Source organism: Thiohalobacter sp. COW1 (assembly GCF_016629505.1).
Lineage (GTDB): Bacteria > Pseudomonadota > Gammaproteobacteria > Thiohalobacterales > Thiohalobacteraceae > Thiohalobacter > Thiohalobacter thiocyanaticus_A.
Genome location: NZ_AP024239.1, coordinates 741550 through 767731 on the forward strand (window position 1 = coordinate 741550; position 26182 = coordinate 767731).

Genomic DNA, 26182 nt, shown 5'->3' on the forward strand with positions numbered 1-26182 from the left:
TATGATTTTGGTTGCGGCCGATTTCCTTTTAAGTCAATATAGTTAGACGATAAACCTACAAAGATTTCTCATCTTGGCCCAGGCAAAACGCAAGAAGGCGAACCCGGTCCCGCTGCGACACCATGTCAGTCGCGGTGTGCGTGAGGGTGCGCTCATCGTGCTGGCGGCGATCGCGCTCTATTTTCTGTTCGCGCTGCTGACCTATCACCACGACGATCCCGGCTGGTCGCACAGCGGGCCGCGCGGCGACGTCCGGAACCTGGGCGGCGCGGTCGGTGCCTGGTTCGCCGACGTGCTGCTCTACCTGATCGGTTACCTGGCCTACCTGTTCCCGGTGATGATCGCCTTCAGCGGCTGGCTGATCTTCCGCGGCCGTGACGGCCGCGACGAGATCGACTACCGGGTGCTGGGCATCCGCTGGGCCGGCTTCCTGCTCACCGTGGCGGCCGGCTGCGGTCTGGCCAGTCTGCACTTCGCCATCGCCCAAGGCGCACTGCCTCTCAGCGCCGGCGGCATCCTCGGCAACTTCATCGGCGGCGGCCTGGCCGGGCCTTTCAGTTTTCTGGGCGCGACCCTGCTGCTGCTGGCCCTGTTCCTGGCCGGGGTGACCCTGTTCACCGGCCTGTCCTGGTTCGCCCTCATGGACCAGACCGGGCGGCTGGTGCTGGAGGGGTTGAGCCTGGCCCGGCAGAAGCTGCGCCAGGCGAAGGATTACCTCGAAAGCCGCAAGGCGGTGCGCGAGCGCGAAGAGGTGGTCCGGACCGAGAAGAAGAAGGTCGAGAAACGCAAGCCGGTCAGGATCGAGCCGGTGATCAAGACGGTGGAGTCCAGCGAGCGCGAGGAGAAGGAACGCCAGGTTCCATTGTTCGACCCGCCGCCCAATTCCGAGCTGCCGCCGCTGGCGCTGCTGGACGAGCCGCAGAAGAAGGTCGGCGGCTATTCCGAGGAGGCCCTGCAGGCCATGTCGCGGCTGGTGGAGATGAAGCTGGCCGACTTCGGCATCGAGGTCGAGGTGGTCGCGGTCAGCCCCGGCCCGGTCATCACCCGCTTCGAGCTGCAGCCCGGCACCGGGGTGAAGGTCAGCCAGATCACCAACCTGGCCAAGGACCTGGCCCGGGCCCTGTCGACCATCAGCGTGCGGGTGGTGGAGATCATCCCGGGCAAGTCGGTGGTGGGGCTGGAGATCCCCAACGAGCACCGCGAGATCGTCACCCTGAGCGAGATCGTCAAATCCAGCGCCTACGACGATTCCAGCTCGCCGCTGACCCTGGCGCTGGGCAAGGACATCAGCGGCCAGCCCATCGTGGCCGACCTGGCGCGCATGCCGCACCTGCTGGTGGCGGGCACCACCGGCTCGGGCAAGTCGGTGGCCATCAATGCCATGATCCTCAGCATCCTGTACAAGACCCTGCCGCAGGATGTGCGCCTGATCATGATCGACCCCAAGATGCTGGAGCTGTCCATCTACGAGGGCATTCCGCACCTGCTCACGCCGGTCGTGACCGACATGAAGGAGGCGCAGAACGCGCTGCGCTGGTGCGTGGCCGAGATGGAGCGGCGCTACAAGCTGATGGCCGCGCTCGGGGTGCGCAACATCCTCAACTACAACCGCAAGGTCAAAGAGGCCATCGACCGCGGCGAGCCCATTCCCGATCCGCTGTGGAAGCCGGAAGAGCACATGGACGAGACCGAGCATCCCACCCTGGACAAGCTGCCCTACATCGTGGTCATCGTCGACGAGCTGGCCGACATGATGATGGTGGTCGGCAAGAAGGTGGAGGAGCTCATCGCCCGGCTGGCGCAGAAGGCACGCGCCGCCGGCGTGCACCTGATCCTGGCCACCCAGCGGCCCTCGGTGGACGTCATCACCGGCCTGATCAAGGCCAATATTCCGACCCGCATCGCCTTCCAGGTCTCGAGCAAGGTGGACTCGCGCACCATTCTCGACCAGATGGGTGCCGAGCAGCTGCTGGGCCACGGCGACATGCTCTACCTGCCGCCCGGCACCGGCCTGCCAATGCGTGTGCACGGCGCCTTCGTCTCCGACCAGGAAGTGCACAAGGTGGTGAATCATCTGCAGGGCAGCGGCGCGCCCGACTATATCGAGGAGATCCTGCAGGACAACGTACCCGGTGGCGAACTGCCGGGCGAGGCACCCATCGGCGGCGAGGACAGCGAGTCCGACCCGCTCTACGACCAGGCGGTGCAGATCGTCACCGAGACCCGGCGGGCCTCCATCTCCGGCGTGCAGCGCCGGCTCAAGATCGGCTACAACCGCGCCGCACGCATGATCGAGGCCATGGAAGCGGCCGGCATCGTCGGGCCGCTGGAGGCCAACGGCTCGCGCGAGGTGCTCGCGCCGCCGCCGCCCCAGGATTGAGAGGTCACAGCATGTCTAGCGTATTGAACCGAACCGTCTGGCTTCTCGCTGCATTCCTGTTTCTGCTGTTCAGCTCCGCGCGAGCCGAGCCGCCGGCGGTGTTCACCGCCTTCTTCGACGGCCTGCGCAGCTTCCGGGCCGATTTCACCCAGGAGGTCCTGGACCGCCACGGCGACCGGGTGCAGGAAGGCTCTGGCGAGGTCTTCATCCAGCGCCCCGGCCGGTTCCGCTGGAACTATGCCGAGCCCTACACCCAGGTCATCCTGGGCGACGGCCGTACCCTCTGGACCTACGACGCCGACCTGGAGCAGGCCACGCGCAAGCCCCAGGAGGAGGTGTTGATGGGTACCCCGGCGGTGCTGCTGAGCAGCGTGGAGGACCCGGCCGAGGTCTTTCAGATCGCCGTCGTGGGCGGGGAGGGCGACATCGCCTGGGTCGAGCTCATGCCGCGCGATGCAGACAGCCAGTTTGAGGCCATTCACCTGGGCTTCGCCGACGGCATGCTGCGCCGCATGATTCTGCACGACAGCTTCGGCCAGCGTACCGATATCCGCTTCACCAACGCGCAGCGCAATGTCGAACTCGACCCCGAACTGTTCCGCTTCGATCCGCCGCCGGGCACGGATGTGCTGGGCGGAGAGGGTTGAAGAGCTGTCTAAGAGCGCTATGGCCACGCAAAACACGGAAAGCACGGAAAAACATGGTCATGGATTTACCAGTTATCTGACCGAATTCCCGTCATTCCGGCGCATGCCGGAATCCAGAAACCGCTGCGGTCTGTGGATTCCGGCATGCGCCGGAATGACGGCATACGCGCGTGCAGGTTACTTCGACAGCAATAATAAAAATCTGTCCGTGCTTTCCGTGTTTTCCGTGGCTATTTCGATCTTCCAGGAATAACCGCCCATGCAGGACAGCGAACAAGCCTACCGCCCCCTGGCCGACCGCATGCGGCCGCGCACGCTGGACGAGTTCATCGGCCAGGAGCATCTGCTCGGGCCGGGCAAGCCGCTGCGCGCGGCCATCGAGGCCGGGCGTCTGCATTCGATGATCTTCTGGGGTCCGCCCGGCACCGGCAAGACCACCCTGGCGCGGCTGCTGGCGCGCACCGCCGGGGCCGAGTTCATGACCCTGTCGGCGGTGCTGGCCGGGGTGAAGGACATCCGCCAGGCGGTCGAGCATGCCCGCCAGCTGCGCGAGGCCTACAACCGCCCGACCATCCTGTTCGTCGACGAGGTGCACCGCTTCAACAAGTCGCAGCAGGATGCCTTCCTGCCGCATGTCGAGGACGGCACCGTGCTGTTCGTCGGTGCGACCACCGAGAATCCTTCGTTCGAATTGAACAACGCCCTGCTGTCGCGCGCACGTACCTATGTGCTCAAGCGCCTGGAGCCGGAGACCCTGCGCCGGATCCTGGACGAGGCGCTGGAAGACACCGAACGCGGCCTGGGTGAACGCCGGATCGAACTCGCCCCGGAACTGCGCGACCGCCTGTGCCGGGCCGCCGACGGCGATGCCCGGCGGGTGCTCAACCTGCTGGAGATCGCCGCCGACCTGGCCGTCGAGCAGGACGGCGCCATGGTGATCCCCGAGGCCGTCGTCAACGAGGTGGCCTCGGGCGGGCTGCGCCAGTTCGACAAGGGCGGCGAGGCCTTCTATGACCAGATCTCGGCGCTGCACAAGTCGGTGCGCGGCTCGGCACCGGACGCCGCACTCTACTGGTTGGTGCGGATGCTCGACGGCGGCTGCGACCCGCTGTACCTGGCGCGGCGCATTGTGCGCATGGCCTCGGAGGACATCGGCAACGCCGATCCGCGCGCCCTGGAGTTGTGCCTGAATTGCTGGGACGTGCAGGAACGCCTGGGCAGTCCCGAGGGCGAACTGGCCCTGGCTCAGGCGGTGCTGTACCTGGCCTGCGCGCCGAAGAGCAACGCCGTCTACATGGCCTACAACGCCGCCCGCCGCGAGATCGGCAGATACGGCTCGCTGGAGGTGCCCATTCACCTGCGCAACGCGCCGACCAAGCTGATGAAGGAACTGGGCTACGGGCGCGAATACCGCTATGCCCACGACGAGCCCGAGGCCTATGCCGCCGGCGAGGATTATTTCCCCGAAGGCATGCCGCGGCCGCATTACTATGATCCGGTGCCGCGCGGGCTGGAGTTGAAGATCCGCGACAAGCTGGCCCACCTGCGCGAGTTGGACCGGCGGGCGAAGGATGAGTCTGATTGAAGAGCGAAGAGCGCCACGGAATACACGGAAAACACGGACAAATTCATTATTGCTGTCCTGGGATCCTGCATCGTTCAATAACGTCATTCCGGCATACGCTGGAATGACGGGAGAACTGTCAGATATTGCCAACACCATAATCATATTTTCAGTGCTTTCCGTGTATTCCGTGGCGCTCTTTTATAAAAAACGCTTAACTGGTGTAACATGGCCGCCCATGCCACAAACAACACTGACAGGATCCCACGTGTCATGAGCCAATGGCTGGCCATTGCCCTGGGCGGCGCGCTGGGCTCGGTGCTGCGCTATGGAATTTCCACCGGTGTCCATCACTGGTGGGGACGGGAGTTTCCCTGGGGCACCCTGGTGGTCAATGTGCTCGGCAGCCTGCTGATGGGGCTGCTGTTCATCCTGCTGGTCGAGCGGCTGGCGGTTGCTCCAGCGCTGCGCGCCTTCTGGCTGGTCGGGCTGTTGGGGGCCTTCACTACCTTTTCCACCTTTTCGCTGGAAACCCTGAACCTGATGCAGGCCGGCGAACTGGGACGGGCGGCGGCAAACGTGATGCTGAGCGTACTGCTGTGCATCGGGGCAGCGGGTCTCGGCATGGCGCTCGGGAGGCAGTTATGAAGCAGGTCGAAGTTACCTTCGTACGTATCTATATGACGGATGTCGAGGAACGACACAGCCACCTGGTCCGGCGGCTGCACGACGAGGAAGAGGTGCGCGGGGTGACCGTGTTCCGGGCCGTCAGCGGTTTCGGTCCCTCGGGGCAGATGCACGAGGCGCGGCTGGTGGACCTGGCGCTGGACCTGCCGCTGGTGATCGAGTTCTTCGACACGCCGGAGAAGGTCGAACGGATACTGGAACACCAGAAAGATCAGATCGCACCGGGTCATGTCGTGACCTGGCCGGCCACGGTACACGAATAACTCAAACGCTGGCGTAGGTCGGGTTAGCGATAGCGTAACCCGACAGTTGCGATGGACGGTGTCGGGTTACGCCCTGGCGGGCTAACCCGACCTACGTTGAGATCATACAACCAAAGGCAAACCATGCTGGATCCGAAGTTATTGAGAACCGAGCTGGAACAGACCGCGCAGCAACTGGCGCGGCGCGGCTTCACCCTGGATGTCGAGCGGCTGCGCGCCCTTGAGGCGGAGCGCAAGTCGCTGCAGGTGGATACGGAACAGCTGCAGGCCGAACGCAACCGTCGTTCCAAGGCCATCGGCAAGGCCAAGGCCCAGGGCGAGGACATCCAGCCGCTGCTGGACGAGGTGGCCGGGCTGGGCGATCAGCTCGATGCCGCCAAGGCCAGGCTCGAAACCCTGCAGGGCGAGCTCAACGACATTCTCATGGCCATCCCGAATATTCCGCATGCCTCGGTGCCGGGCGGTGACAGCGAGGATGACAACGTCGAAGTACGTCGCTGGGGCGAGCCGCGGGAGTTCGACTTCGAGCCGCGCGACCATGTCGACGTCGGCACCGGCGGCAACGGTCTGGACTTCGACACTGCGGTCAAGATCGCCGGGGCGCGCTTCACCCTCATGCGCGGCGACATGGCCCGGCTGCACCGCGCCCTGATCCAGTTCATGCTGGACGTGCACACCCGCGAGCACGGCTACCAGGAGGTCTATGTGCCCTACCTGGTCAACGCCGACAGCCTGCGCGGCACCGGCCAGCTGCCCAAGTTCGAGGAGGACCTGTTCGCCACCACCAGCGACCCGCGGTTCTATCTCATCCCCACCGCCGAGGTCCCGGTGACCAATATCCTGCGCGGCGAGATCGCGGAGCAGCTGCCGCTGCGCTTTACCTGCCACACGCCCTGTTTCCGCAGCGAGGCCGGCTCCTATGGCCGCGACACCCGCGGCATGATCCGCCAGCATCAGTTCGAGAAGGTGGAGTTGGTGCAGATGGTGCCGCCGGGGCAGTCCTACGAGGCGCTGGAAGCCCTGACCGGTCATGCCGAGACCATCCTGCAGCGGCTGGAACTGCCCTACCGTGTGGTGACCCTGTGCACCGGCGATATCGGCTTCTCCGCCGCCAAGACCTACGACATCGAGGTGTGGCTGCCGGGACAGGCGAAGTACCGCGAGATCTCCTCCTGCAGCAACTTCGAGGACTTCCAGGCGCGGCGCATGCAGGCCCGCTGGCGCAACCCGGATACCGGCAAGCCGGAGTTGCTGCATACCCTCAACGGCTCCGGCCTGGCGGTGGGCCGCACCCTGGTGGCGATCCTGGAGAACCATCAGCAGGCCGACGGCAGCGTCACTGTGCCGGAGGCGCTGCGATCCTACATGGGGGGGGTGGAGGTGATCCGGCCTGGGGGATGAGGATGTGCCGGGGGTGTGTATAACGCAGCAGCCGGATAATCAACCCGAATCACTCCAGATCCCGCGGCCGCACCAGTTCCAGCAGTTCAGCGCTGCCGCGATCGGCATTCTTCCATTCACTGTCCAGTTGCAGCAGCGCCAGATTGGCGGTGGTGAATACCTTGCCGCTGTCTGTGATTGGCACCGGCGTCCGGCTCAGATCCTCCAGTAGTTCTTCCAGCCCTGGATTATGACCGACCAGCAGCACGCTGTTGCAGGCTGGGGGCAGGGCGCGCACCTGCTCAAGCAACGCCCTGCGGCTGGCCAGATAGAGGCCATCTTCCCAGCGCAGTTCAACATCCTCCAGCCCCGCCTGTTCGATCACGGCCGCGATGGTCTGCCGCGCCCGTACTGCGGTTGAACTCAGGATCAACTGCGGCCGCCATGAACCCCGGCTGCGCAGCCAGCGGCCGATGCGGGGTGCGTCCCTGCTGCCGCGCTGGTTCAACGGCCGGTCCATATCCGCACGTCCCGTTTCCCAGTCGGACTTGGCGTGACGCAGCAGCCCGAGCGTACAACTCACGCCGGCACCTGCTCCGGTTGCACCAGGTCGGCGCGCATGATGCCGGTGCAGTTGCGGGTGCGCTTGCATTTGTACAGGGCGCGGTCGACGTGGTCGAGAATCGCATCGAGGCTGCGGCCATGCGTCGGGGCTTCGCCGAGGGCAATGGTCACGCTGCAGGGCAGTCGATGGTCACAGGCATACTGCGCGATCTGTTCCTGGATGCGGGTGGCGACCAACTCAGCTTCGTCCAGGGTGATGTCGGTGAGTACCAGCACGAACTCGTCACCGCCGATGCGGGCGGCGAGATCGGTACCTCGCAGCGAACCGCGCATGATTTCGGCAACCCTGCGCAGGACCTCGTCGCCGGTACCGTGACCATAGGTATCGTTGACCTGTTTGAATTTGTCCATGTCGGCGAACATGACCACGGCGCGGTGCGGGCCGCCGCCAAGCTTCTGGAATAGTCCGTCGGAAAGCTCCATAAGTGCGCCCCGGTTCATGAGACCGGTGAGGGGGTCAATGCGGCTGTTGTGTTCGAGTTGGCGGCGCGACTGCTCGATACGTCCCATCAGGATGTAGGCGTAGACAAGGATGATGCCGCCGAACAGGTTCAGGAACAGCATGCCCGGCGTGAACAGCTCGCCCATGTTGGAGTAACGCAGGGTGAATACCAGCATCACGGCGCCGAAGCATCCGATTACCGCCTCGCCGAACAGGCGCATGCCGTAGCGCATGCCATTGCCGAGCACCACCATGATGAATACCAGCAGGGAGGGCGGGATGGCGTAGGGGTCGTTCAGTACCGAGATGGCGGTGATGGCGATGTCCACCCACATGGCGAAGTGATAGCGGGCCGGACAGATGGGGTGACGGCTGGCGTGCAGGAAATTCAGGGTGTTGATGATGAAGTATACGCCGAAGGCGATATTGAGTTCGAGGCGGCTGAGCCAGACCGGTTCGATGTTCTGGGTGAAATTGAAAAACAGGATGCCGAGGCTGAAGAACAGGTAGCGGGTGAGGAACTGGATGAGTTGTTCCGACCAGTCGGGGAAGCGGTAGACGTCCTGATTCAGTCCCTTGCAGACGGCAGCGTCGGTCCAGCGCCGGTCACGCCCGGAGCGCCGGTCGTCCACGCTTCGACGACGCAGAATTCCCATGGCTTCGTTCCTTGTGCGGTTTGTTATTTCGGCCAGCCTCAGCCAGACCGGTAATTATACACCGGCGATCGGCCGCTTCCTAATTGACGGTATGGGTGCCGGCCTGTTCGGTGGCCGCGGCTTCCATCCGCACCAGGTTGGTCGTGGCCAGCGCCAGGACGCCGGCTTCCAACGTTGTGTTTTCCAGCAGGCTGCGCGCATCCCGGATCATCACCGTCATCTGCTCGGGGCTGAACAGGGTCAGCACCTTCTCCAGCACGGCGGGTTCACAGCCAAGCAATGCAGGTATGAGATCGCCCTCAGGGATGACGTCTTCGGGATTGAGCAGGTCGGCGACCAGCGGCTCCTCCAGCAGTTCGTAGTGCAGGCTGCGGGCCTGATCCTCTTCGTCAAGCTTGCGCAGCGCCACGGCGTCGTGTTCCGCCCCCTGTCGCACGGCCCGCATGATGGTGCCGACCAGCTTTACGATGGCCTCCTTGATGCGGGCCTGGTCCCCCGCCAGTCCGGCAGCCTCCTCGTAGCAGCGATCCAGTTCCTCCTTGAGTTCCAGAATAACGTCGCTCTGGACATTGGCGTCGAGATTCACTGCTCGCTGCACCACCTGGTGAAAACGTTCCAGAAAGGCTTCGAGGTGCTGCTGATCACGTCGACGGGCAGCCAGCACGTCCCGGTCGCCGATCCGGCGGCGCTCGGGAGGGAAGAGGGGGTTTTCATAGCGCCGGCGCAGGTGACGCTCGTGGGCGCCGGGCTCGCGACTGAACAGGGGCGTTGTGGTCATAGGTCGATGCGGTTGGTTACAGGGTCTGAATTGCGATCGGCTGATGCAGGCAGATGCCGTCAATGGCTGTCGTTAGCGTAGATGCGCCCCGGCGGGGCAATCCCGTTGCCACGCCGCAGCGGCGGAATTATCCCCCCGACAGCACTGCGCCTCAAGCCGTCGGTCCGGCGTCCTGACTGCGAGCGCGTTCCAACTCTGCGGCGCCGGCAGGTTCACCGCCGACCACGGCCAGCGATAATTCCCGTTCGGCGGCATGCGAGCGTCCGCTGTCGGCCTCCTGCAACTGATAATGCAGCTTGATGCCTTTCCGGAACATGGCGCGCAGTCGCTTGTTGTAGCTGGCCTGGCCCTGGCTGGCGAACTCCGTGCGCAGGCCGGCGATTGCATCCTGCAGCGCGCTGCGTGCGACCTGGGCACAGTCGGAACTGTGGGGCGGGAAAGCGACATCGACATAGTTCTCCAGGGCCTCGAGCAGGAGCGTCTGGATGCGCTGATCGCAGTGTATTGCAATTTCCTTTCTCATGGGGATGCGGCTGTCTGCTGGTGCCCGTCAGGATAGCCGCTGGTGCCGGCAACGGCCAGACGCCGGCGCGCCGCCACAATATTAGAAATATCTAACATAATGAATTTTAACCTGAATTGCCATCGCAGGATTCAAGATCGTCTGTCGGGGACCGCTAAAGCGGATATGAGGGGGATGGTTGCCGCGGCAGTCGACCGGCCCATGTTCCCGCCTGACAACGCCAAGCCAGGCTGAACCTGCAACACAGAGATTGATAAAGGTGCTGACATGCCACAAGCCTCGAATGTCGTCCAGTTTTCCACTGGTGCCGTGATGGAGGTCGGCGGCAGGACCGTCCCGCTCATGCCGGACGGACGGCTGCACAACCTCGATGACTGGACTCCGGAGGTCGCTGCAGCCATGGCCGCTGCCATGGGGGTGAGCCTGAGCCAGGATCACTGGGACGTGATCAACCTGATGCGCGCCTATTATGAGGAATACAACGTTTCGCCGGTCCGCAAGCTGCTCAAGCGCGCCCTGCTGCGCGAGGGCCACGCGGAGTTGGCCCGTGATGAACGCCTGGATTCGCTGTTTCCCGGCGACGTGCTGGTGCAGGGTTCCAAACTCGCCGGCGTGCCGATGCCGCATCTGGATGCTGAACTGGAGCGGCGTACCTATGCCGCCAACCGGGCCGCCGACAATCCCAGGGTCAAGCAGTCCAGGGCGGCCGGCCACTTCGTGGGCAGTTTCAACTTCGACGGCGAACGCCACGAGGTCACCCCCACGGGCAACCTGGTCGATCTGCACCGCTGGAATGAACGGGTTGCGGCCCACATGGCCCAGAAGGAGGGCATCGAACTGACCGCGGAGCACTGGGAGATCCTCAATTTCCTGCGCGGGTTCTATTTCGAATATGGCATCAGCCCGATGGTCAAGATCCTGATGCGGCATATGCGCGAGGAGGTCGGTCCGGAAAAGGCCGGCGCGGACTATCTCTACAAGCTGTTTCCCAAGGGACCCTCGCGCCAGGGCTCGCGCATCGCCGGCCTGCCCGAGCCGCAGGGCTGCATCGACGGCTGAATCTGTTGGTCATACCAACAACACTAAAGAATTTACGGTAATCGCCGTAAACCTGCTTACACCGTTTTCTTCGAGGGGTGTAGCTTTACCCTCCCTGTAAAGGGAGGGTTTTTTTATGGCCACGGAAAACACGGAAAGCACGGACAGGCTTATCATTGTATGAGCATCGTAGGTCGGGTTAGCCCGACAGGGCGTAACCCGACGTTTCCGCCGTGAGTGTCGGGTTACGCTGCGCTAACCCGACCTACGATGCCATAAGATTTCAATTTGTCCGTGCATTCCGTGTGTTCCGTCGCCATCGTGATCCGGCGGGATGGGATGCCACAGCCCGTCGATTCGGGCAGAATAAAGGGTCCTGTGACACAGCAACCCGGAATCGCCCGCCATGGACCGCAAAGCCAGCACCCCGAAGCCCGCCACTGTCTATCTCAAGGACTATCAGCCACCGGCCTGGCAGATCGAGGCGGTGGAACTGGAGTTCGACCTGGACCCGCAGGCGACCCGGGTGCGTTCCCGGCTGCAGTTTCGCCGGGCGCCGGAGACCGGGCCGGACACGCCCCTGCACCTCGACGGCGAGGCGCTGGAACTGCTGGGCATTGCCCTGGACGGCGAGCCGCTGACGGCAGACCGCTATCGCCTGGATGAAGCTGGTCTCGAGGTCCGGGGGCTGCCCGAGACCGGAGTGCTGGAGATCGAGACCCGCATCAACCCGAGCGCCAACACCGAACTCTCCGGGCTCTATACCTCCAGCGGCAACTTCTGCACCCAGTGCGAGGCCGAAGGCTTTCGCCGTATCACCTTCTATCCGGACCGGCCGGATGTGATGGCGCGCTTCACCACCACCCTGCGCGCGGACAAGGCCGCCACTCCGGTGCTGCTGTCCAACGGCAACCCGATCGCCAGCGGCGAGCTGGAGGACGGCCGTCACTATGTCACCTGGCAGGATCCCTTCCCCAAGCCCTGTTACCTGTTCGCCCTGGTGGCCGGCGACCTGGGCTGGATCCAGGACCGTTTCGTGACCCGTTCCGGGCGCGAGGTCGATCTCTATATCTATGTGCAGAAGCACAATCTGGACAAGTGCGATCATGCCATGGCCTCGCTCAAGCACGCCATGCGCTGGGACGAGGAGGTCTACGGCCGGGAATATGATCTTGATCGCTACATGATCGTTGCCGTCGATGATTTCAACATGGGCGCAATGGAGAACAAGGGCCTCAATGTCTTCAATTCGCGTTATGTGCTGGCGCGCCCGGATACGGCGACCGATGCCGATTATCAGAATATCGAGAGTGTCATCGGCCATGAGTATTTCCACAACTGGTCAGGCAACCGGGTGACCTGCCGGGACTGGTTCCAGCTGAGTCTCAAGGAAGGCTTCACCGTGTTCCGCGACCAGGAGTTCTCATCCGACATGAACTCGCGCGGCGTGCAGCGTATCGGCGACGTCAACATTCTGCGCACCCACCAGTTCCGCGAGGATGCCGGTCCCATGGCACACCCGGTCAAGCCGGATCACTATGTTGCCATCGACAACTTCTATACCGTGACCGTCTACAACAAGGGCGCCGAGGTGGTGCGGATGCTGCACACCCTGCTTGGCGCCGAGGGTTTTCGCCGCGGCTGCGATCTGTACTTTGAACGCCATGATGGTCAGGCCGTGACCACGGATGACTTCGTCAATGCCATGGAGGCGGCCACCGGTGTCAGCCTGCAGCAGTTCCGGCGCTGGTACGACCAGGCCGGCACACCCGAACTCGAGGTGGAGCGTCACTACGACCCGCAGGCCCGTACCTGTGCCCTGACCCTGCGCCAGCACTGCCCGCCCACGCCGGGACAGTCGGACAAGCAGCCCTTCCACATCCCGGTGGCCATGGGGCTGTGCGACCGAGAGGGCAGGGCGCTGCCGCTGCGGCTGTACGGCGAGGCTGCAGCCGGCGGCGAATCGCGGGTACTGGAGTTGTGCCGGGAGGAGGAGACCTTCGTCTTCCAGGACATTCCGGCCGAGCCGGTGCCGGTGCTGCTGCGCGGTTTCTCCGCGCCGGTCAAGCTGGCGCTGGACTACACCGATGCGGAACTGGCATTGCTCTCGGCCCATGAGAGTGATCCCTTCTGCCGCTGGGAGGCCGGCCAGACCCTGGCCCGGCGCCTGCTGCTGACACATCCACCGCAGGCCCTGGATGCCGACACCGCCCGGCCCCTGATCGAGGCGGCCCGGCGGACCCTGGCCGACACGGCCCTGGATCCGGCCCTGCGTGCCCTGGCCCTGACCCTGCCGGCCGAGGGCTATCTGGCCGAATTCGTCGATCCGATCGAACCGGAACAGCTGCATGCCGCCCGCCAGGCCCTGCGCCTGACCCTGTCCCGGGCGCTGCGCCCGGACCTGGAGGCCTGCTATGAGCAGCTGACCGAGACCGGTGCCTACAGCCCGGATGCCGCCTCGGCCGGCCGGCGCCGACTGCGCAACCTGTGCCTGAACTATCTCATCGCCTGCGAGGACGACTCCGCCTACCAGCTGGCCCTGCGCCAGTATGAGCAGGCCGGCAACATGACCGACTCGCTGGCCGCGCTGCAGGCGCTGGTCAACAGTGACTGCCCGCAGCGAGAGGCGGTTCTGGAGGATTTCTACAGCCGCTGGCAGCAGGACACCCTGGTAGTGGACAAGTGGCTCAGCCTGCAGGCGACCGCCGACCGTGCGGATACCCTGGAGCGGGTCCAGGCCCTGACCGGCCATCCGGCCTTCAGTCTGAGCAATCCCAACAAGGTCTATGCGCTGCTGCGGGCCTTCGCCCAGGGCAATCCGGTGGGGTTCCACCAGGCCTCAGGTGCAGGTTACCGCTTCATCGGTGAGCAGATCCGTACCCTCGATGGCCGCAACCCCCAGGTGGCCTCGCGTCTGGCCGCGGCCTTCACCGACTGGCGTCGCTACAATCCGACACGCCAGGCCGGGATGCGGACCGAGTTGGAGAAGATGCGCGACGCCGGCGGGGTATCGCGGGATCTCTACGAAATCGCCGCCCGCAGCCTGGGCGACGATACCGGTACGAACTGAGTCCGCCCGGTCACCGGCCCGCCCCGTGGCCGGCGCCGACCTGTGAGACAATTCAGTTGCTTAGTCAGTACAGTCTCAAAGGGTCTCTGACCTGGCCGCCGGCGGGAAGTGTGAACCCTGTATCGGTGGAACGCGCTGTGCTATGTTAGCGTCAAATTATTCCATTTGATCGAGCCTCACAGCCGCGTACGACCGCCATGCCAGCCAACGGCAACCAGTTCTTCCGGACCCTGGCCCTGGGCACCCTCCTGGGTGCCCAGGCCTGTGCCTTCCCGGCGCTGGCCGCGGATGCCGCGTCGGGTTACGAAGGCTGGGCCTTTTCCACGGCTGACTCCGCCCTGGCGCGTGACCCGCTCGCCCGCTACAACCGTGCCAACGCCGCAGTCGGCGCCACCGCTCATACCGCCCCGCAGGGCCTGCAGCTGTCCCACACCCTGGACAACGGTCTGGCGCTGGATGCCGGCATGGCTCACGGCCGGGAGCGCGCAGTAGAACCGCTGGGCCTGTCCCGACACGATTATCATGACGCCTTTCTCGGCTTCCGCTACCAGGGGTTCAGTGGCCAGGTCTGGTATCTGGATGAGCCGCAGAGCGTGGACGGCGATCGCAGTTTCTACTATCAGGCGGGCTGGAAGGCGCCGGTGAGTGAGCGCCTGTCCCTGTCCCTGCAGATGGGGCAGAGCTATCGCCAGGGGGTGGGCTTCGAACACGGCTATCCGGATCTCAGCATTGCCGCCGAGGGCAACTTCGACAGCTACGGCCTGGGCATCCGCCTGATCGACCGTTCCGGCTTCGGTCTGGCCGGCGAGGACAACGGCTACAGCCTGATGGGCAGCTTCCGCAAGCGCTTCCCCTGAGTACGGGATCCCCCGCAGCGCTGAAAACCCTTCCTGTCTTTCTGGAAATCTCTTGTAAAACAGTATCTAAACTATTATAGTTGCGCCCGGTCCGGGCTGCGCGCGCAACCCGGCTTTGCCCGCCGCGTTGCGTGCCTGAACGCGGCCTTGTCTCCCACGTTGGATCAGCATCGATGGACTATTTACCGATTTACCTGACCCTGGCCGACAAACCCTGTCTGGTGGTCGGCGGGGGCGGAGTGGCCCAGCGCAAGGTGGCCCTGCTGCAGCGGGCGCAGGGGCAGGTGCACCTGGTTGCCCCGGCCCTGACAGCGGAACTGCAGCGCCAGGCCGACGGCGGGGCGGTCCAGTGGCGGCAGGGGCTGTTCGAGGACTCGGACCTCGACGGCAAACACCTGGTCATTGCCGCGACCGATGACAGTGCCGTCAATGCGCACATCTCCGGGTTGTGTCAGGCCCGCGGCATCCCGGTCAATGTGGTCGACAATGCCGAACTGTGCAGCTTCATCGTTCCCTCCATCATGGACCGGACGCCGGTACTGGTGAGCGTGTCCACGGGCGGTGCCTCCCCGGTGCTGGCGCGCCAGCTGCGCGCCCGCCTGGAGACCCTGATTCCCTCCACCTACGGTCGGCTGGCGGCCATGGCCGAGGCCTATCGTGACAGGGCGCGGTCTGCGATCCCGGACGAGGGCAAACGCCGCCATTTCTGGGAGGAGGTACTGCAGGGACCGATCGCCGAAATGGTGTTCGCCGGACGCGACGACGAGGCCCGCCAGGCGCTCGAGGATGCCCTGGCCGGCAAGTCGGCCGGCCGCGAGATGGGCGAGGTCTACCTGGTCGGCGCCGGGCCGGGCGACCCCGACCTGCTGACCTTCCGCGCAGTACGGCTGATGCAGCAGGCCGATGTGGTCATCTACGACCGGCTGGTGGCCGGGCCGATCCTGGACATGACCCGCCGCGATGCCGAGCGCTACTATGTCGGCAAGGAGAAGGACAACCACGCCGTACCGCAGGAAGGCATCAACCAGCTGCTGGTCGAGCATGCCAGGCAGGGCAAGCGGGTGCTGCGGCTCAAGGGCGGAGACCCCTTCATTTTCGGCCGCGGCGGCGAGGAGATCGAGACCCTGGCCCAGGAGGGCGTGCCGTTTCAGGTGGTGCCCGGAATCACCGCTGCCGCCGGTTGTGCCAGCTATTCCGGGATTCCGTTGACGCATCGCGATTACGCCCAGTCGGTGACCTTCGTGACCGGGCATCTCAAGGCCGGGGATCTGGATCTGAACTGGCCGGCCCTGGTGCAGCCGCGCCAGACCGTGGTCTTCTACATGGGACTGACCGGCATTTCCGTGATCAGCCAGCGGCTGGTCGAGCACGGCATGTCACCGGACATGCCGGCTGCGCTGGTGGAGCAGGGCACCACGCCCAACCAGCGCGTGCTCATCGGCACGGTCCGCACCCTGCCCGAGATCGTGCGTCAGGCCGAGGTACGGGCGCCGACCCTGACCATCGTCGGCGAGGTGGTCAAGCTGCATGAGAAACTCGAGTGGTATCAGGCCGAGGAGCATACTCCCGGCACCGTCTTCAGCTCGCACGGCCAGGCCGGGCGCAGTTGAGGTCCACTGCAAGCAATGCCGTACAGGCAGGAGGTGAGCGATGAGCGAATCCCTCGACATACAGATCGATTCCGGTTCCTGCGGCGAGGCGGAACTGTTTGCACTGCAGGTACTCGACGACAGTATGGAACCCGAGTTCGCCAAGGGTTGCATCATCATCATCGACCCCTCCGGCGTGGTGCAGAACGGCTGCTTCGTGCTGGCCAGGCTGCAGGGGGACGACCTGATCTTCCGCCAGTTGCTGGTCCAGGACGACCGCTATTACCTCAAGCCCATGCGTTCCAGTTACGACACCCTTGAGATCGATGGCCTGCACCAGATCTCCGGTGTGATCGTGCAGCGCGCGGGTACCCGCCGCAGTTACCACAAGCACTACGACTGATCCTGCTTCAGGGCACGTCCGGTCCCGTGGTCAGACGGGACCGGCCGGCCGTTATCATCACTCCGCGCCCACCTGCCGATCCACCCTGCCCGCAGCGATGCGTTGAGCCGCATCCATGCATGTAAAATTATCCGAATATGTAAGCAATATCTTACAAAAAAACCTCATATAAAATGCTGTAGTCTAAAATTATGATTTTTTAATTAATTTATCTTAATGATATTAAAATAAATTATAGAGGCGATATTTTCCCGGAAATCGCTTTGTCGAAATTAGTTACATTTTTCAAAGCGGCTGAGACAGGGTTCAGGGAAATATATACGATATTAGGAAGTTAGAAACCTGGCCTGGTGATTGCATTACATCGCTGGATGACTCATATGCCAACGACAGGTAGTTCCATGTCCCGTTTCAAAACCGGTTTTCTCAGTCTGCTGCTGCTGCTGCTTCCCGGTCTGCTGCAGGCCGTCTCCCTCGATCCGGTCTGCGTTGCCACCCGACCCAACGTGGATGTAGGCTGCGCCATCGGCGAGTCCCAGTTCCGTATCGATGTCAGCCAGAGCGCAGCCGACGAGGTGACTTTCACCTTTGCCAACATCGGCCCGGAGGCCTCGGTGGTGCTGCCGCATATCTATTTCTTCGGTGATGGCTATTTCTCCGGCCTGAATGCCATCGAGAGCGGCAGCGTGGGCCGGGTGGACCTGATGGAGGGGCTGGCCAGGCCCGGTACCCTGCATCCGGCGAAACGTGATCCCGCCTATGACTTCGGTATCAGCGGCCCGGCCACGGTAAGCGGTATCAACGCGGGTACGGAGGCCGTGCACGAGTCGCTGGCGATCCGTTTCGCACTGGCCGTCGACTACACCAGCCTGCTGCTCGGTCTGGAGAGCGCGGACCTGCAGGTGGGCCTGTTCGGGCGCTATTTCCCCGAGACCCGGGGCGGGCTGGGCTTCCTGACCATGGAGACCGACGGACTGGTCCCGCCGGCAGCCGTTCCGGTGCCGGGCGCACTGCTGCTGTTCGGTTCCGGCCTGGTCGGGCTGGCGGCTGCGGCACGCCGGCGGCTCAGTGCCCAGCACTAGTGCAGCTTGATCTCCGGATGCACGCTCGCGCGGAACAGGTGCGAGATGCTCAGCATGGTGGTGCGGTAGAACCCGAACAGCGCCAGCTGGTGCAGCTTGTACAGTGACAGGTACACCATCCGCGCGATAAAGCCTTCCACCATCACGGAACCGGTCAGGTTCCCCATCAGATTGCCCACCGTACTGTAGCGGCCGAGCGAGACCAGCGAGCCGTAATCCCGATAGTGATATTCCGACAGCGGCTCGCCGTTGAGGCGCTGCTGCAGTACCCGGTACAGGTGCGAGGCCTGCTGGTGTGCGGCCTGCGCGCGTGGCGGCACCAGGCTGTCCTTTTCCGGCCAGGGACAGGCGGCGCAGTCGCCGAGGGCGAAAATGGCGTCATCACGCGTGGTCTGCAGAGTGGGGCGGACCACCAGCTGGTTGCCGCGGTTGGTTTCCAGTCCGGCAATGTCCTGCAGGAAATCCGGCGCCTTGATGCCTGCGGCCCATACCCTGATCGCTGCTGGGATGAACTGATCACTGTCGGTCCGCACGCCCTGATCGGTGACCTCGGTGACCCGCTGACCGGTGATGACATCGATACCCAGCCGGTTCAGTTCGGCGTGCGTGGCCTGGGACAGGCGTTCGGGCAGGCCGGGCAGGATGCGCTCGGCCGCCTCCACGATGCTGATCTGGATCGCGTTCGGGGTGATGGTCTCCAGCCCGTAGGCCCGGAACAGCCGTGATACCTTGTGCAGCTGCGCGGCCAGCTCGATGCCGGTGGCGCCGCCGCCGGCGATCACCACGTCGAGTTGACTGAGTTCCAGCGGCCGGTTCTGGGCATGGGCATGGATATAGGATTCCAGCAGTCGGGTCTGGAACTGCTCGGCCTGGGTCTTGGTATCCAGGAACAGGCAGTGCTGCTTGACGCCGGGAATGCCGAAATCGTTGCTCACGCTGCCCACGGCGATCACCAGGGTGTCGTAGCCGAAGGTGCGCTGCGGGATGATCTCTTCTCCGTCGCTGCTGTAGGTCGGGGCGACCTGAATTTCCTTTTTTTCCCGGTCCAGACCCTCCATCCGGCCGAGCCGGAAGTGAAAGCCGTTCTTGGCCCCCTGGGCCAGATATTCCAGCTGATTCTCGTAGGAGTCGAAGGTGCCGGCCGCGACCTCATGCAGCAGGGGCTTCCAGATATGCGTGCGACTGGCGTCCACCAGGGTGATGTCGGCGCGTCCGCGGCGGCCGAGTTTCCTGCCCAGCCGGGTGGCCAGTTCCAGTCCGCCGGCGCCGCCGCCTACGATGACGATACGGTGCTTGTTGGTCTTGTCGTTCATGGCGTTGTCTGCTTTTGCGGGCGGCTGCCCGGCCTCCTTCAATGCAGCCGCGACAGGACCATCAGCTGGTAGGGCTCCAGCACCAGTTCCTGGGCGGCAATGATGGTGCGACCGGCGAACAGGTCCACCATCGACTTGCGCATACCCATCATGCGCAGGTAGCGCGCCTCCAGCCGCTGCTCGCGCTCGCTGAAGTTGGCCAGTACGAACAGGCTGTGCTGTTCATGATTGCGGAAAAAGCCGAATACGTGCCGGTTGCCGGTGTTGACGATCTCGGTTTCGGTACGACGGAAGGCATCATTCTGCTGGCGCAGCTGAATCAGACGCAGGATCCCCTGGTAGATACGACCGACGGTGGTGGAGGTGTTGCGGCGTTGTTCTGCCCGCTCCCAGTCGAAGGTGGAGCGGTGCAGCCAGCGTGAGTCACCCACCTTGCCCGGATCCTCGTCGTAGCTGTAATCGTTGAGCATGCCGATCTCATCGCCCAGGTAGATCAGCGGGATGCCACCGATGGTGATGATCACTCCGTGCAACAGCAGGATGCGTCGTACAGCCAGATCCTGTTCGTTTGCGTCGTCTTCCTCGAGCGCTTTTTCCAGTCCGCACAGCGAGGCGCAGGTGCCCGAGACGCGGGCGTCGCCGGTGGCGGGATTTTCCTGGAAGGGAGCGCCACGGGCGAAACTGCCTTCAAAGCGGTTGGTATAGAAACGGGTGAGAAAATCCCGGTGTGCGCGCGGATCGAAGCCCACCGCTGCTACGTCCCGGTCGCAGAAGGCCCAGCCGATGTCGTCATGGCAGCGTACATAGTTGACCCAGGCGCAGCCCTCGGGGATGGCGAAGCGGCGTTCCATCGCATAGTGCAGCAGCCTGACGTCGCGGGTCGCAAGCGCGTCCCACAGCAGGGCCATCAGCTGTGGGTTGTAGGAGAGTGGACATTCCTCGGGGCTGATGTACTTGCTGACCTCGTCGGGATGAACGATGGCCTCGGATTTGAATACCATCGCCGGGGCGGCGATGCTGACCAGCGCGTTGAAGGCCTGAATGATCCAGTGCGCCTCGGGAAGGTTCTGGCAGTCCGTGCCCAGACGCTTCCACAGGAAGGCCACTGCGTCCAGGCGCAGTATCTCGACGCCCTGGTTGGCGAGGAACAGCATCTCTTCCAGCATGCGGTTGAATACCACCGGGTTCTCGTAGTTGAGATCCCACTGAAAGGTGTTGAAGGTGGTCCAGACCCACCGCTTGATCCGGTTGCGGTAAGTGAAGGCGCCCGGATGGTCCTCGGGAAAGATCTCGCCCATGCTGCGTTCGAAGGCGTCCGGCATGCTTCGGTCGGGAAACATGCGGTAATAATCCTGATATTCCTCGTCGCCGCGCAGTGCCTGCTGGGCCCACTCGTGCTCATCCGAGGTGTGGTTGTAGACGAAATCCAGCACCAGCGAAATGCCGTGATGGCGCAGTTCGGTCGCCAGTTCGCGCAGGTCCTCCATCTCGCCCAGGCGGGGCTCGATCCCGCGGTAGCTGCTCACGGCGTAGCCGCCGTCGTTGTCGCCCTGCGGCACTTTGAATACTGGCATCAGATGGAGGTAGCTGATGCCGAGTTCAGTGAGATAGGGAATGCGACCCCGCAACCGCTCGAGATCGCCGGCGAACAGATCCACGTAGCACATGGCGCCGACCATGCGGTTGGACTGGTACCAGTGCGGATCCAGTTCGCGCATGGCGTCCAGTGCCTTGAGCTCGGCGGGGCGTTCGAGCCACATCTCAGTGGCCGAGGCCAGGATGCTCTCCAAGTGATAGAAGAAGTCGTAGTGCTGGCCATACAGCCCGTGCAGGCGCTTGAACAGTCTGGGGAAGTAGGTCTTCAGTCGATCAACGTAGGCGGCCCATTCGGCAGGATCGGTGCGGGCCCGGTAGCGTTCCTCGATGCGCGGCAGCAGGCGGCGCAGGGAGGCGTCGCTGTGTTTCTGCAGCCATCGGGCATCATCGCTACTGCTGTAGTTCATACTGCAATCCAGGCGGCTGTGGTGCGGGTGGTGCCAGTCGGGCTGCGGCTTCAGCGCTGCTCCGGTGGCAGCTGCTCGGGTTTGAGATGGGGCGTGAAGTACTCTTCGGCATCATCCGGGTCGACCCGGTTGCCCTGGCTGTCGACCAGCGGCAGTTCGTAGTCGTTCCAGCCGCGCAGACCGGTCTTGAGGGAGTAGACATCCTCGTAGCCGAGCTGCTGCATGGTCACGGCCGCCAGCGCGCTGCGGTTGCCCGAGCGGCACACCACGACCACCGGGCGGTGGCGCGCCTCCACCAGTTCGGGGACGGTTTCGTCGAAGCCCCATTCACAGGCGGTTTCCAGGATTCCGCGCGGTACGTTGAGCGAACCCTCGATGCGCATGGCTTCGTATTCATGGGGCTCGCGGGTGTCGATCGTCAGAATGTTGTCCTTGTGCTGCTCCAGTTCCTCCATGTCCCAGGGAAAGACTTCCTGGATCTGGGAGGTGGCTTGCTCGATGAGATCGGTGTATTTCTTCATTGCGTGCTCCGCTTGGAATCTTATGCGCTTACTCGGCCTCGCGCCCGCCGAGATCCTCGCGGGTGGAGCGCAGGCCCTGTTCGACTGCGATCACGGCGGCCTCGACCCGGGAGTGGACGCCCAGCTTGCGCAGGATTGCCTTGACATGCAGCTTCACGGTGCCGTCGGAGATGCCGAGGTTGCGGGCGATCGCCTTGTTACTCTGGCCCTCCGCGAGCAGGCCGAGGATCTCGCTCTCGCGCGGTGTGAGCTCATCGAAGGGGCTGGTGCTGGCGTCATGGGTGCTGATGCTCTCACCCTGGACCACCTTGGCCAGCACCGGCGCCAGGTCGGGGGCGACCACGGTCTTGCCGGCAACGATCTCGCGCAGGGCGACGACCAGGTCGTCAGGTTCGATATCCTTGATCAGATAACCCTGGGCACCATTGCGCAGGGATTCGACCAGATCCTGTTCGTTGCTGCTGGTCGTGAGCATGACGATGGGCATTTTCAGTCCGCTCTGGCGCAGTTGCCGCAGAACCCCGAGTCCATCCATGTCAGGCATGCGCATGTCCAGCAGCACGACATCCGGCTTGAGTTCCTCGGCCAGCCGGATGCCTTCCTTGCCGTCGCCCACTGCGGCAACGATCTCGATGCCGCGGTGGGAGAGCAGGCCCTGCAGGCCGACCCGGAACAGGGTGTGATCATCAATCAGTATGACGCGCAGACTCATCGGGAGATATTTTCCACCGGGATGTTGACTTCCTGCAGATTGACCTGGGTCGAGGGCGGTGCCTTGAACATTACCTGGATGCGCGTGCCTTCGCCCTGCTCGGATTCGATACGGATGCGTCCACCGAGCCGCTGGGCGCGCTCCTCCATGATGGACAGGCCCACATGTTCGCCCGGGCCGCCGCTTTTGTTGGGTCTGGCCATGCCGACCCCGTCGTCTTCGATCAGCACGGTATAGTTGCCGACCGCATCGCCGCGCATCAGTACGCGCACCACGTGTGCCTGGCTGTGCTTGCGCACGTTGGCCAGCGCCTCCTGAATGATGCGCAGCACCTGGATTTCCATGTCGTCGGGCAGTTCGCGATTGCCCCATTCCTGCTGCAGGAAGATCTGAATATCGGATTCATTGCGGAAACGCTGGATAACCTTCTCCACCGCCGGTATGAGACCGCGGCGGTCGATGGGCGCGCTGAAATGGTCGATCAGTCCGCGCAATTCGGTGTAGGCCTCATCCAGGCTGTTCTCGATGCGCTCCAGTTCGGCCCACAGGGCGGATTCATCACCCTGGTGCAGGGTTTCGTCCAGAACCCGGACCTGGAAGCGCAGGCTGGCCAGGGTCTGTGCCAGCGAGTCATGCAGTTCGTGGGCGATGCGGGTGCGCTCCTCGATGATGGACAGGCGGTTGGCTTCCTCGTCAACGCCGGCCTTCTCGATCGCCATGCCGAGATGACGGCCGATGCTGACCAGCAACTCGCGATCCACGCCGTTGTCCAGCTTGTTGCTCTTGTCCACGAACAGGTTGTACACCCCCAGGGTGCGGCCACGGTACTGCAGCGGCACGGCAATCATCTCGATTTCCTGATTGTCGAAGAAATCGCTGCCGACCAGTCGGTTGCAGGTGCGCAGGCTGGTATGCATCTGCACCGACCCCTCGGTGGCGGCCTGGCCGCACAGGCAGCGATCGGAGGGCAGGTACTGTTCCTTGCGCACGATGTCCTCGCTCAGTCCCAGACTGGCGACCAGACGCATCTGGTTGTCCTTGCCCTGCAGTCTCACCGTCGCGGCACGGGCCTGTACCACCTCCTTGAGGGTGTGCAGGAAGCGGGTCAGCAGGTCATCCAGATCGCGGGAACTGTTGATGCTGGCCGCGACGTCGTAGAGGATCTCCAGCGATCGGGTCTTCTGCTTGATGTGGCGGGTCTGCTTGCGAACCTGGGTTTCCATGTCCAGTTCCAGGCTCTGGAAACGATCGCTGAGTTGGTTGATGTCGTGCATCAGATCCGTGAACAGACCCTGGGTCGGGACCGGGATCCGGCTGGAGAGCTGGTTATTCAGCATCATTGTCGCCCAGGAGCGGATTTCCTGCAGTGGCTGCAGGAGTTCATGCCGGATCAGGATGATGCCTGTGATCACGAGCACCAGACCCAGCACGGCCAGAAGTGTCTGGAGGATGTAAAAGCCGCTGCCGGGTTCGGCCAGCCACAGATGAGCGAGCGAGAGCAGGAAGGTCAGCCCCAGCCCGAGCATGGGCATGAGCAGGGGGTTGAGTACCCGGTTGCGCAGTGAAATGCCGCCGCCGGAGGTCTCCGCGTGCGGCTCCCGCTGGCGCCGGGTTTCGGTCTGTTCGAGGGATTCCTGGCTCATCCGACCTCAGTGACGTACTGCCTCTAAAATCAATGCCATGGTGCTGGAAGACGGGGCGAAAACAACGGACTTGAATCACCCACTATACCACCTTCACCGCCGGCAGACATCCGCCGGGAACCCTCCGCGCCGGTTCCGCAATGGGCGCCGGGAAGCCTCAGCCGGCGTCTTCCGGCGGCTTGTAATTGGCATCATTGGGGTTCATGAAAATGAATTCGAACTGGCCGGGTTCTATCTCGACGAAGTCCACCACGGTGCCGTCCAGCAGGGCGCGGCTGGTGGGGGCGATGACCAGTTCGATGCCTTCCGCGGTATAGCGGGTGTCGTCATCCCGATTCAGGTCATCGAAACCCATGCCGTAGTGGATGCTGCCGTCGGACTGGCGGTCGGCGGCGATGCGCAGGGCCATGCCCTCCATGCGCGACTGCTTGGCCGATTCTCTGATCTGTTTGGCGGCGGCGGGGGTAATGGTGATCATGGATGACACCTCGCAATGATTAATGCGTGAATTTCACAGGCTATTTTATGACAGCTGCCGGGGCGGCGTCGCCATCACCTGTGTTACGTGGGGTTTTTGCAGCGACGGACAAAGTCGACGAACCGTGCGGTCCAGTGATACTGACTGGTGTCCCTCAGGTGGGCATAGCAGGCCAGCAGGTTCTTGTAGACATACCCGTCGTGCCGGCCGTCGATGCCGCTGCCGCGCAGCACCCGGTAGGCGAAGGTCGCGCTGTCGGTGTTGAAATTTTCCAGCCTTGAATAGTGGAATTCGTGGGCGGCGACAGCCCCGGTGGGGGGGGTGCCCTGCCAGGGATGTGCAGGGTGTTCCTCTTCCAGCACGATGTAGCCGCGGCCCTGTGGGCGGGGATGCATGACGGTGTCGGCCGGGATGATGCCGACCATTTCCGCCCGCCGCTCGTTCCAGTGCAGGCTGCGGGTCAGATACATCAGGCCGCCGCACTCGGCATAGGCGGGCAGTCCCGCCTCGATGGCGGCATGGATGGCATGGCGCAGTTCCGTGTTGGCCGCGAGCCGGTCCATGCAGGTCTCCGGAAAGCCGCCGCCGATGAACAGACCGTCGATGGCCGGCAGTGCGGTATCGCTGAGGGTATCGATCGGGACCAGGGTGGCGCCGGCCGCTTCCAGTGCCTCCAGGTCATCGGGGTAGTAGAAGCCGAAGGCGGCGTCGCGGGCAATGCCGATGCGAACCTTTATCCGGGACGGTGCAGCCGCCGGTTGGATCGAGGCGGACGGCAGTGCGGGTGCTGCGGCCGCAATCCCGCGCAGCAGGGACAGGTCGACTTCGTCCCGGATCCGGGCGGCAATGCCGTCGATCAGGACGCGGGCGCCGGAGGCCTCGTTGCTCGGTACCAGGCCCAGGTGACGCTCATCGATGCGCAGGGCCGGGTTGCGGTGCACGGCACCGATCACCGGGATGTCGGTGTAGTGCTCAACGGTCTCGCGGAGCTTGGTTTCGTGGCGACTGCCGGCCACCTTGTTCAGGATCACGCCGCCGATGCGCAACTGCGGATCGAACTGCTGGTAGCCCAGCAGCAGGGGGGCGATGCCGCGGGTCATGCCCTGGACGTCGATCACCAGCACGACCGGGGTTTCCAGCAGGCGTGCCAGCGCGGCATTGCTGTTGCTCAGGTCCAGCGCCATGCCGTCGAACAGACCCTTGTTGCCCTCGATCAGGCCGATGTCCGCACCCTGTAGATGAGCAGCCACCAGCGCCTGGATCTCGTCCGGCTGCATGGTGTTGAAATCGAGGTTGTAGCAGGGGCGGCCGCTCGCCTCATGCAGCCACATGGGGTCGATGTAGTCCGGTCCCTTCTTGAAGGTCTGGACCTTCAAGCCCTGCTGCGCCAGCGCCGCCGCGAGGCCCAGGGACAGGGTGGTTTTGCCCGAGGACTTGTGTGCGGCACTGATATAGAAACGGGGCATGGATTCAGAAACACGGAACGCGCGCAACCGGCGACGGCTGCGCGCGTTCTGTCAGCATGGAGG

General features: G+C 63.7%; 24 protein-coding genes. 13 read left to right on the forward strand and 11 right to left on the reverse strand.

Annotated elements, in window-relative coordinates; all coding sequences use genetic code 11:
* The first annotated feature begins 73 nt into the window (after window positions 1-73).
* The 7 genes from COW1_RS03400 (at window position 74) to serS (ending at window position 6942) form a co-directional block, all read left to right on the forward strand.
* A complete protein-coding gene (locus COW1_RS03400; protein WP_201345435.1) occupies window positions 74-2380 on the forward strand; it encodes a DNA translocase FtsK in 2307 nt (768 codons plus the stop codon).
* 11 nt (window positions 2381-2391) lie between these two features.
* Window positions 2392-3027 (forward strand): outer membrane lipoprotein chaperone LolA, encoded by a 636-nt coding sequence (lolA, locus tag COW1_RS03405; protein WP_201345436.1) that lies wholly within the window; start codon window positions 2392-2394, stop codon window positions 3025-3027.
* 19 nt (window positions 3028-3046) lie between these two features.
* Entirely contained in the window at window positions 3047-3280 is a 234-nt protein-coding gene (locus tag COW1_RS03410; protein ID WP_201345437.1) for a hypothetical protein, read from the forward strand.
* Between the two features lie 6 nt (window positions 3281-3286).
* Window positions 3287-4612 (forward strand): replication-associated recombination protein A, encoded by a 1326-nt coding sequence (locus COW1_RS03415; RefSeq protein ID WP_201345438.1) that lies wholly within the window; start codon window positions 3287-3289, stop codon window positions 4610-4612.
* Between the two features lie 252 nt (window positions 4613-4864).
* Window positions 4865-5239: a fluoride efflux transporter CrcB gene (gene crcB / locus COW1_RS03420; RefSeq protein WP_201345439.1), complete on the forward strand. Its 375-nt coding sequence runs from the start codon at window positions 4865-4867 to the stop codon at window positions 5237-5239.
* Window positions 5236-5541, forward strand: coding sequence for a DUF190 domain-containing protein (locus COW1_RS03425; RefSeq protein WP_096366455.1), 306 nt, complete (start codon window positions 5236-5238; stop codon window positions 5539-5541). The genes crcB and COW1_RS03425 overlap by 4 nt, the downstream gene beginning before the upstream one ends.
* Window positions 5542-5664: 123 nt before the next feature.
* On the forward strand, window positions 5665-6942 hold the full coding sequence (serS, locus tag COW1_RS03430) for a serine--tRNA ligase (RefSeq protein ID WP_201345440.1): 1278 nt from the start codon (window positions 5665-5667) through the stop codon (window positions 6940-6942).
* A gap of 49 nt (window positions 6943-6991) precedes the next feature.
* Here the strand turns inward: serS and COW1_RS03435 are convergent, their stop codons facing one another.
* From COW1_RS03435 to COW1_RS03450, 4 genes are all read right to left on the reverse strand, one after another.
* On the reverse strand, window positions 6992-7504 hold the full coding sequence (locus COW1_RS03435; RefSeq protein WP_157745593.1) for a histidine phosphatase family protein: 513 nt from the start codon (window positions 7502-7504) through the stop codon (window positions 6992-6994).
* Window positions 7501-8643 (reverse strand): GGDEF domain-containing protein, encoded by a 1143-nt coding sequence (locus COW1_RS03440; RefSeq protein WP_096366452.1) that lies wholly within the window; start codon window positions 8641-8643, stop codon window positions 7501-7503. Before COW1_RS03440 ends, COW1_RS03435 begins: the two co-directional genes overlap by 4 nt.
* Window positions 8644-8722: 79 nt before the next feature.
* Window positions 8723-9421 carry a hypothetical protein gene (locus COW1_RS03445; RefSeq protein ID WP_201345441.1) on the reverse strand — a complete coding sequence of 233 codons (699 nt, stop codon included), beginning with the start codon at window positions 9419-9421 and terminating at the stop codon, window positions 8723-8725.
* 151 nt (window positions 9422-9572) lie between these two features.
* A complete protein-coding gene (locus COW1_RS03450) occupies window positions 9573-9944 on the reverse strand; it encodes a hypothetical protein (RefSeq protein WP_096366450.1) in 372 nt (123 codons plus the stop codon).
* 267 nt (window positions 9945-10211) lie between these two features.
* Between COW1_RS03450 and COW1_RS03455 the strand changes: the two genes are divergently transcribed.
* The 6 genes from COW1_RS03455 to COW1_RS03480 all read left to right on the forward strand — a co-directional run bounded on the left by COW1_RS03455 (window position 10212) and on the right by COW1_RS03480 (window position 17983).
* Window positions 10212-11003 (forward strand): TusE/DsrC/DsvC family sulfur relay protein, encoded by a 792-nt coding sequence (locus COW1_RS03455; protein WP_201345442.1) that lies wholly within the window; start codon window positions 10212-10214, stop codon window positions 11001-11003.
* A gap of 385 nt (window positions 11004-11388) precedes the next feature.
* The gene (pepN, locus tag COW1_RS03460) at window positions 11389-14052 is read left to right on the forward strand and encodes an aminopeptidase N (RefSeq protein WP_201345443.1); all 2664 of its coding nucleotides are present in this window, start codon (window positions 11389-11391) and stop codon (window positions 14050-14052) included.
* A 197-nt stretch (window positions 14053-14249) separates the two neighbouring features.
* Window positions 14250-14909: a hypothetical protein gene (locus COW1_RS03465; protein WP_201345444.1), complete on the forward strand. Its 660-nt coding sequence runs from the start codon at window positions 14250-14252 to the stop codon at window positions 14907-14909.
* A gap of 173 nt (window positions 14910-15082) precedes the next feature.
* On the forward strand, window positions 15083-16519 hold the full coding sequence (gene cysG, locus COW1_RS03470; protein ID WP_201345445.1) for a siroheme synthase CysG: 1437 nt from the start codon (window positions 15083-15085) through the stop codon (window positions 16517-16519).
* A gap of 40 nt (window positions 16520-16559) precedes the next feature.
* Window positions 16560-16901: a S24 family peptidase gene (locus COW1_RS03475; RefSeq protein ID WP_096366446.1), complete on the forward strand. Its 342-nt coding sequence runs from the start codon at window positions 16560-16562 to the stop codon at window positions 16899-16901.
* 401 nt (window positions 16902-17302) lie between these two features.
* Window positions 17303-17983 (forward strand): hypothetical protein, encoded by a 681-nt coding sequence (locus COW1_RS03480; protein WP_201345446.1) that lies wholly within the window; start codon window positions 17303-17305, stop codon window positions 17981-17983.
* Here the strand turns inward: COW1_RS03480 and COW1_RS03485 are convergent.
* The 7 genes from COW1_RS03485 to COW1_RS03515 form a co-directional block, all read right to left on the reverse strand.
* A complete protein-coding gene (locus COW1_RS03485; RefSeq protein WP_096366444.1) occupies window positions 17980-19296 on the reverse strand; it encodes an NAD(P)/FAD-dependent oxidoreductase in 1317 nt (438 codons plus the stop codon). The genes COW1_RS03480 and COW1_RS03485 overlap by 4 nt on opposite strands.
* A 38-nt stretch (window positions 19297-19334) precedes the next feature.
* Window positions 19335-21299 carry an alpha-amylase family protein gene (locus COW1_RS03490; RefSeq protein WP_096366443.1) on the reverse strand — a complete coding sequence of 655 codons (1965 nt, stop codon included), beginning with the start codon at window positions 21297-21299 and terminating at the stop codon, window positions 19335-19337.
* Between the two features lie 50 nt (window positions 21300-21349).
* Window positions 21350-21820: a rhodanese-like domain-containing protein gene (locus tag COW1_RS03495; RefSeq protein ID WP_096366442.1), complete on the reverse strand. Its 471-nt coding sequence runs from the start codon at window positions 21818-21820 to the stop codon at window positions 21350-21352.
* Between the two features lie 28 nt (window positions 21821-21848).
* Window positions 21849-22532: a response regulator gene (locus COW1_RS03500; RefSeq protein WP_096366441.1), complete on the reverse strand. Its 684-nt coding sequence runs from the start codon at window positions 22530-22532 to the stop codon at window positions 21849-21851.
* Window positions 22529-24175, reverse strand: a complete 1647-nt coding sequence (locus COW1_RS03505; protein WP_096366440.1) for a histidine kinase — start codon at window positions 24173-24175, stop codon at window positions 22529-22531. The genes COW1_RS03500 and COW1_RS03505 overlap by 4 nt, the downstream gene beginning before the upstream one ends.
* A 157-nt stretch (window positions 24176-24332) precedes the next feature.
* Complete coding sequence (locus COW1_RS03510) at window positions 24333-24653, reverse strand: iron-sulfur cluster assembly accessory protein (protein ID WP_096366439.1); 321 nt, start codon at window positions 24651-24653, stop codon at window positions 24333-24335.
* Window positions 24654-24736: 83 nt separating this feature from the next.
* Window positions 24737-26119, reverse strand: coding sequence for a cobyrinate a,c-diamide synthase (locus COW1_RS03515; protein ID WP_201345447.1), 1383 nt, complete (start codon window positions 26117-26119; stop codon window positions 24737-24739).
* Between the last annotated feature and the right edge of the window lie 63 nt (window positions 26120-26182).

What these genes read in the sequence shown, in the direction of transcription:
- lolA (WP_201345436.1), top strand. Translation starts at nt 2,392, where the DNA reads ATGTCTAGCGTATTGAACCGAACCGTCTGGCTTCTCGCTGCATTCCTG.
- COW1_RS03410 (WP_201345437.1), top strand. Translation starts at nt 3,047, where the DNA reads ATGGCCACGCAAAACACGGAAAGCACGGAAAAACATGGTCATGGATTT.
- COW1_RS03415 (WP_201345438.1), top strand. Translation starts at nt 3,287, where the DNA reads ATGCAGGACAGCGAACAAGCCTACCGCCCCCTGGCCGACCGCATGCGG.
- crcB (WP_201345439.1), top strand. Translation starts at nt 4,865, where the DNA reads ATGAGCCAATGGCTGGCCATTGCCCTGGGCGGCGCGCTGGGCTCGGTG.
- COW1_RS03425 (WP_096366455.1), top strand. Translation starts at nt 5,236, where the DNA reads ATGAAGCAGGTCGAAGTTACCTTCGTACGTATCTATATGACGGATGTC.
- serS (WP_201345440.1), top strand. Translation starts at nt 5,665, where the DNA reads ATGCTGGATCCGAAGTTATTGAGAACCGAGCTGGAACAGACCGCGCAG.
- COW1_RS03440 (WP_096366452.1), bottom strand. Translation starts at nt 8,643, where the DNA reads ATGGGAATTCTGCGTCGTCGAAGCGTGGACGACCGGCGCTCCGGGCGT.
- COW1_RS03445 (WP_201345441.1), bottom strand. Translation starts at nt 9,421, where the DNA reads ATGACCACAACGCCCCTGTTCAGTCGCGAGCCCGGCGCCCACGAGCGT.
- COW1_RS03450 (WP_096366450.1), bottom strand. Translation starts at nt 9,944, where the DNA reads ATGAGAAAGGAAATTGCAATACACTGCGATCAGCGCATCCAGACGCTC.
- COW1_RS03455 (WP_201345442.1), top strand. Translation starts at nt 10,212, where the DNA reads ATGCCACAAGCCTCGAATGTCGTCCAGTTTTCCACTGGTGCCGTGATG.
- pepN (WP_201345443.1), top strand. Translation starts at nt 11,389, where the DNA reads ATGGACCGCAAAGCCAGCACCCCGAAGCCCGCCACTGTCTATCTCAAG.
- COW1_RS03465 (WP_201345444.1), top strand. Translation starts at nt 14,250, where the DNA reads ATGCCAGCCAACGGCAACCAGTTCTTCCGGACCCTGGCCCTGGGCACC.
- cysG (WP_201345445.1), top strand. Translation starts at nt 15,083, where the DNA reads ATGGACTATTTACCGATTTACCTGACCCTGGCCGACAAACCCTGTCTG.
- COW1_RS03475 (WP_096366446.1), top strand. Translation starts at nt 16,560, where the DNA reads ATGAGCGAATCCCTCGACATACAGATCGATTCCGGTTCCTGCGGCGAG.
- COW1_RS03480 (WP_201345446.1), top strand. Translation starts at nt 17,303, where the DNA reads ATGTCCCGTTTCAAAACCGGTTTTCTCAGTCTGCTGCTGCTGCTGCTT.
- COW1_RS03485 (WP_096366444.1), bottom strand. Translation starts at nt 19,296, where the DNA reads ATGAACGACAAGACCAACAAGCACCGTATCGTCATCGTAGGCGGCGGC.
- COW1_RS03490 (WP_096366443.1), bottom strand. Translation starts at nt 21,299, where the DNA reads ATGAACTACAGCAGTAGCGATGATGCCCGATGGCTGCAGAAACACAGC.
- COW1_RS03495 (WP_096366442.1), bottom strand. Translation starts at nt 21,820, where the DNA reads ATGAAGAAATACACCGATCTCATCGAGCAAGCCACCTCCCAGATCCAG.
- COW1_RS03500 (WP_096366441.1), bottom strand. Translation starts at nt 22,532, where the DNA reads ATGAGTCTGCGCGTCATACTGATTGATGATCACACCCTGTTCCGGGTC.
- COW1_RS03505 (WP_096366440.1), bottom strand. Translation starts at nt 24,175, where the DNA reads ATGAGCCAGGAATCCCTCGAACAGACCGAAACCCGGCGCCAGCGGGAG.
- COW1_RS03510 (WP_096366439.1), bottom strand. Translation starts at nt 24,653, where the DNA reads ATGATCACCATTACCCCCGCCGCCGCCAAACAGATCAGAGAATCGGCC.
- COW1_RS03515 (WP_201345447.1), bottom strand. Translation starts at nt 26,119, where the DNA reads ATGCCCCGTTTCTATATCAGTGCCGCACACAAGTCCTCGGGCAAAACC.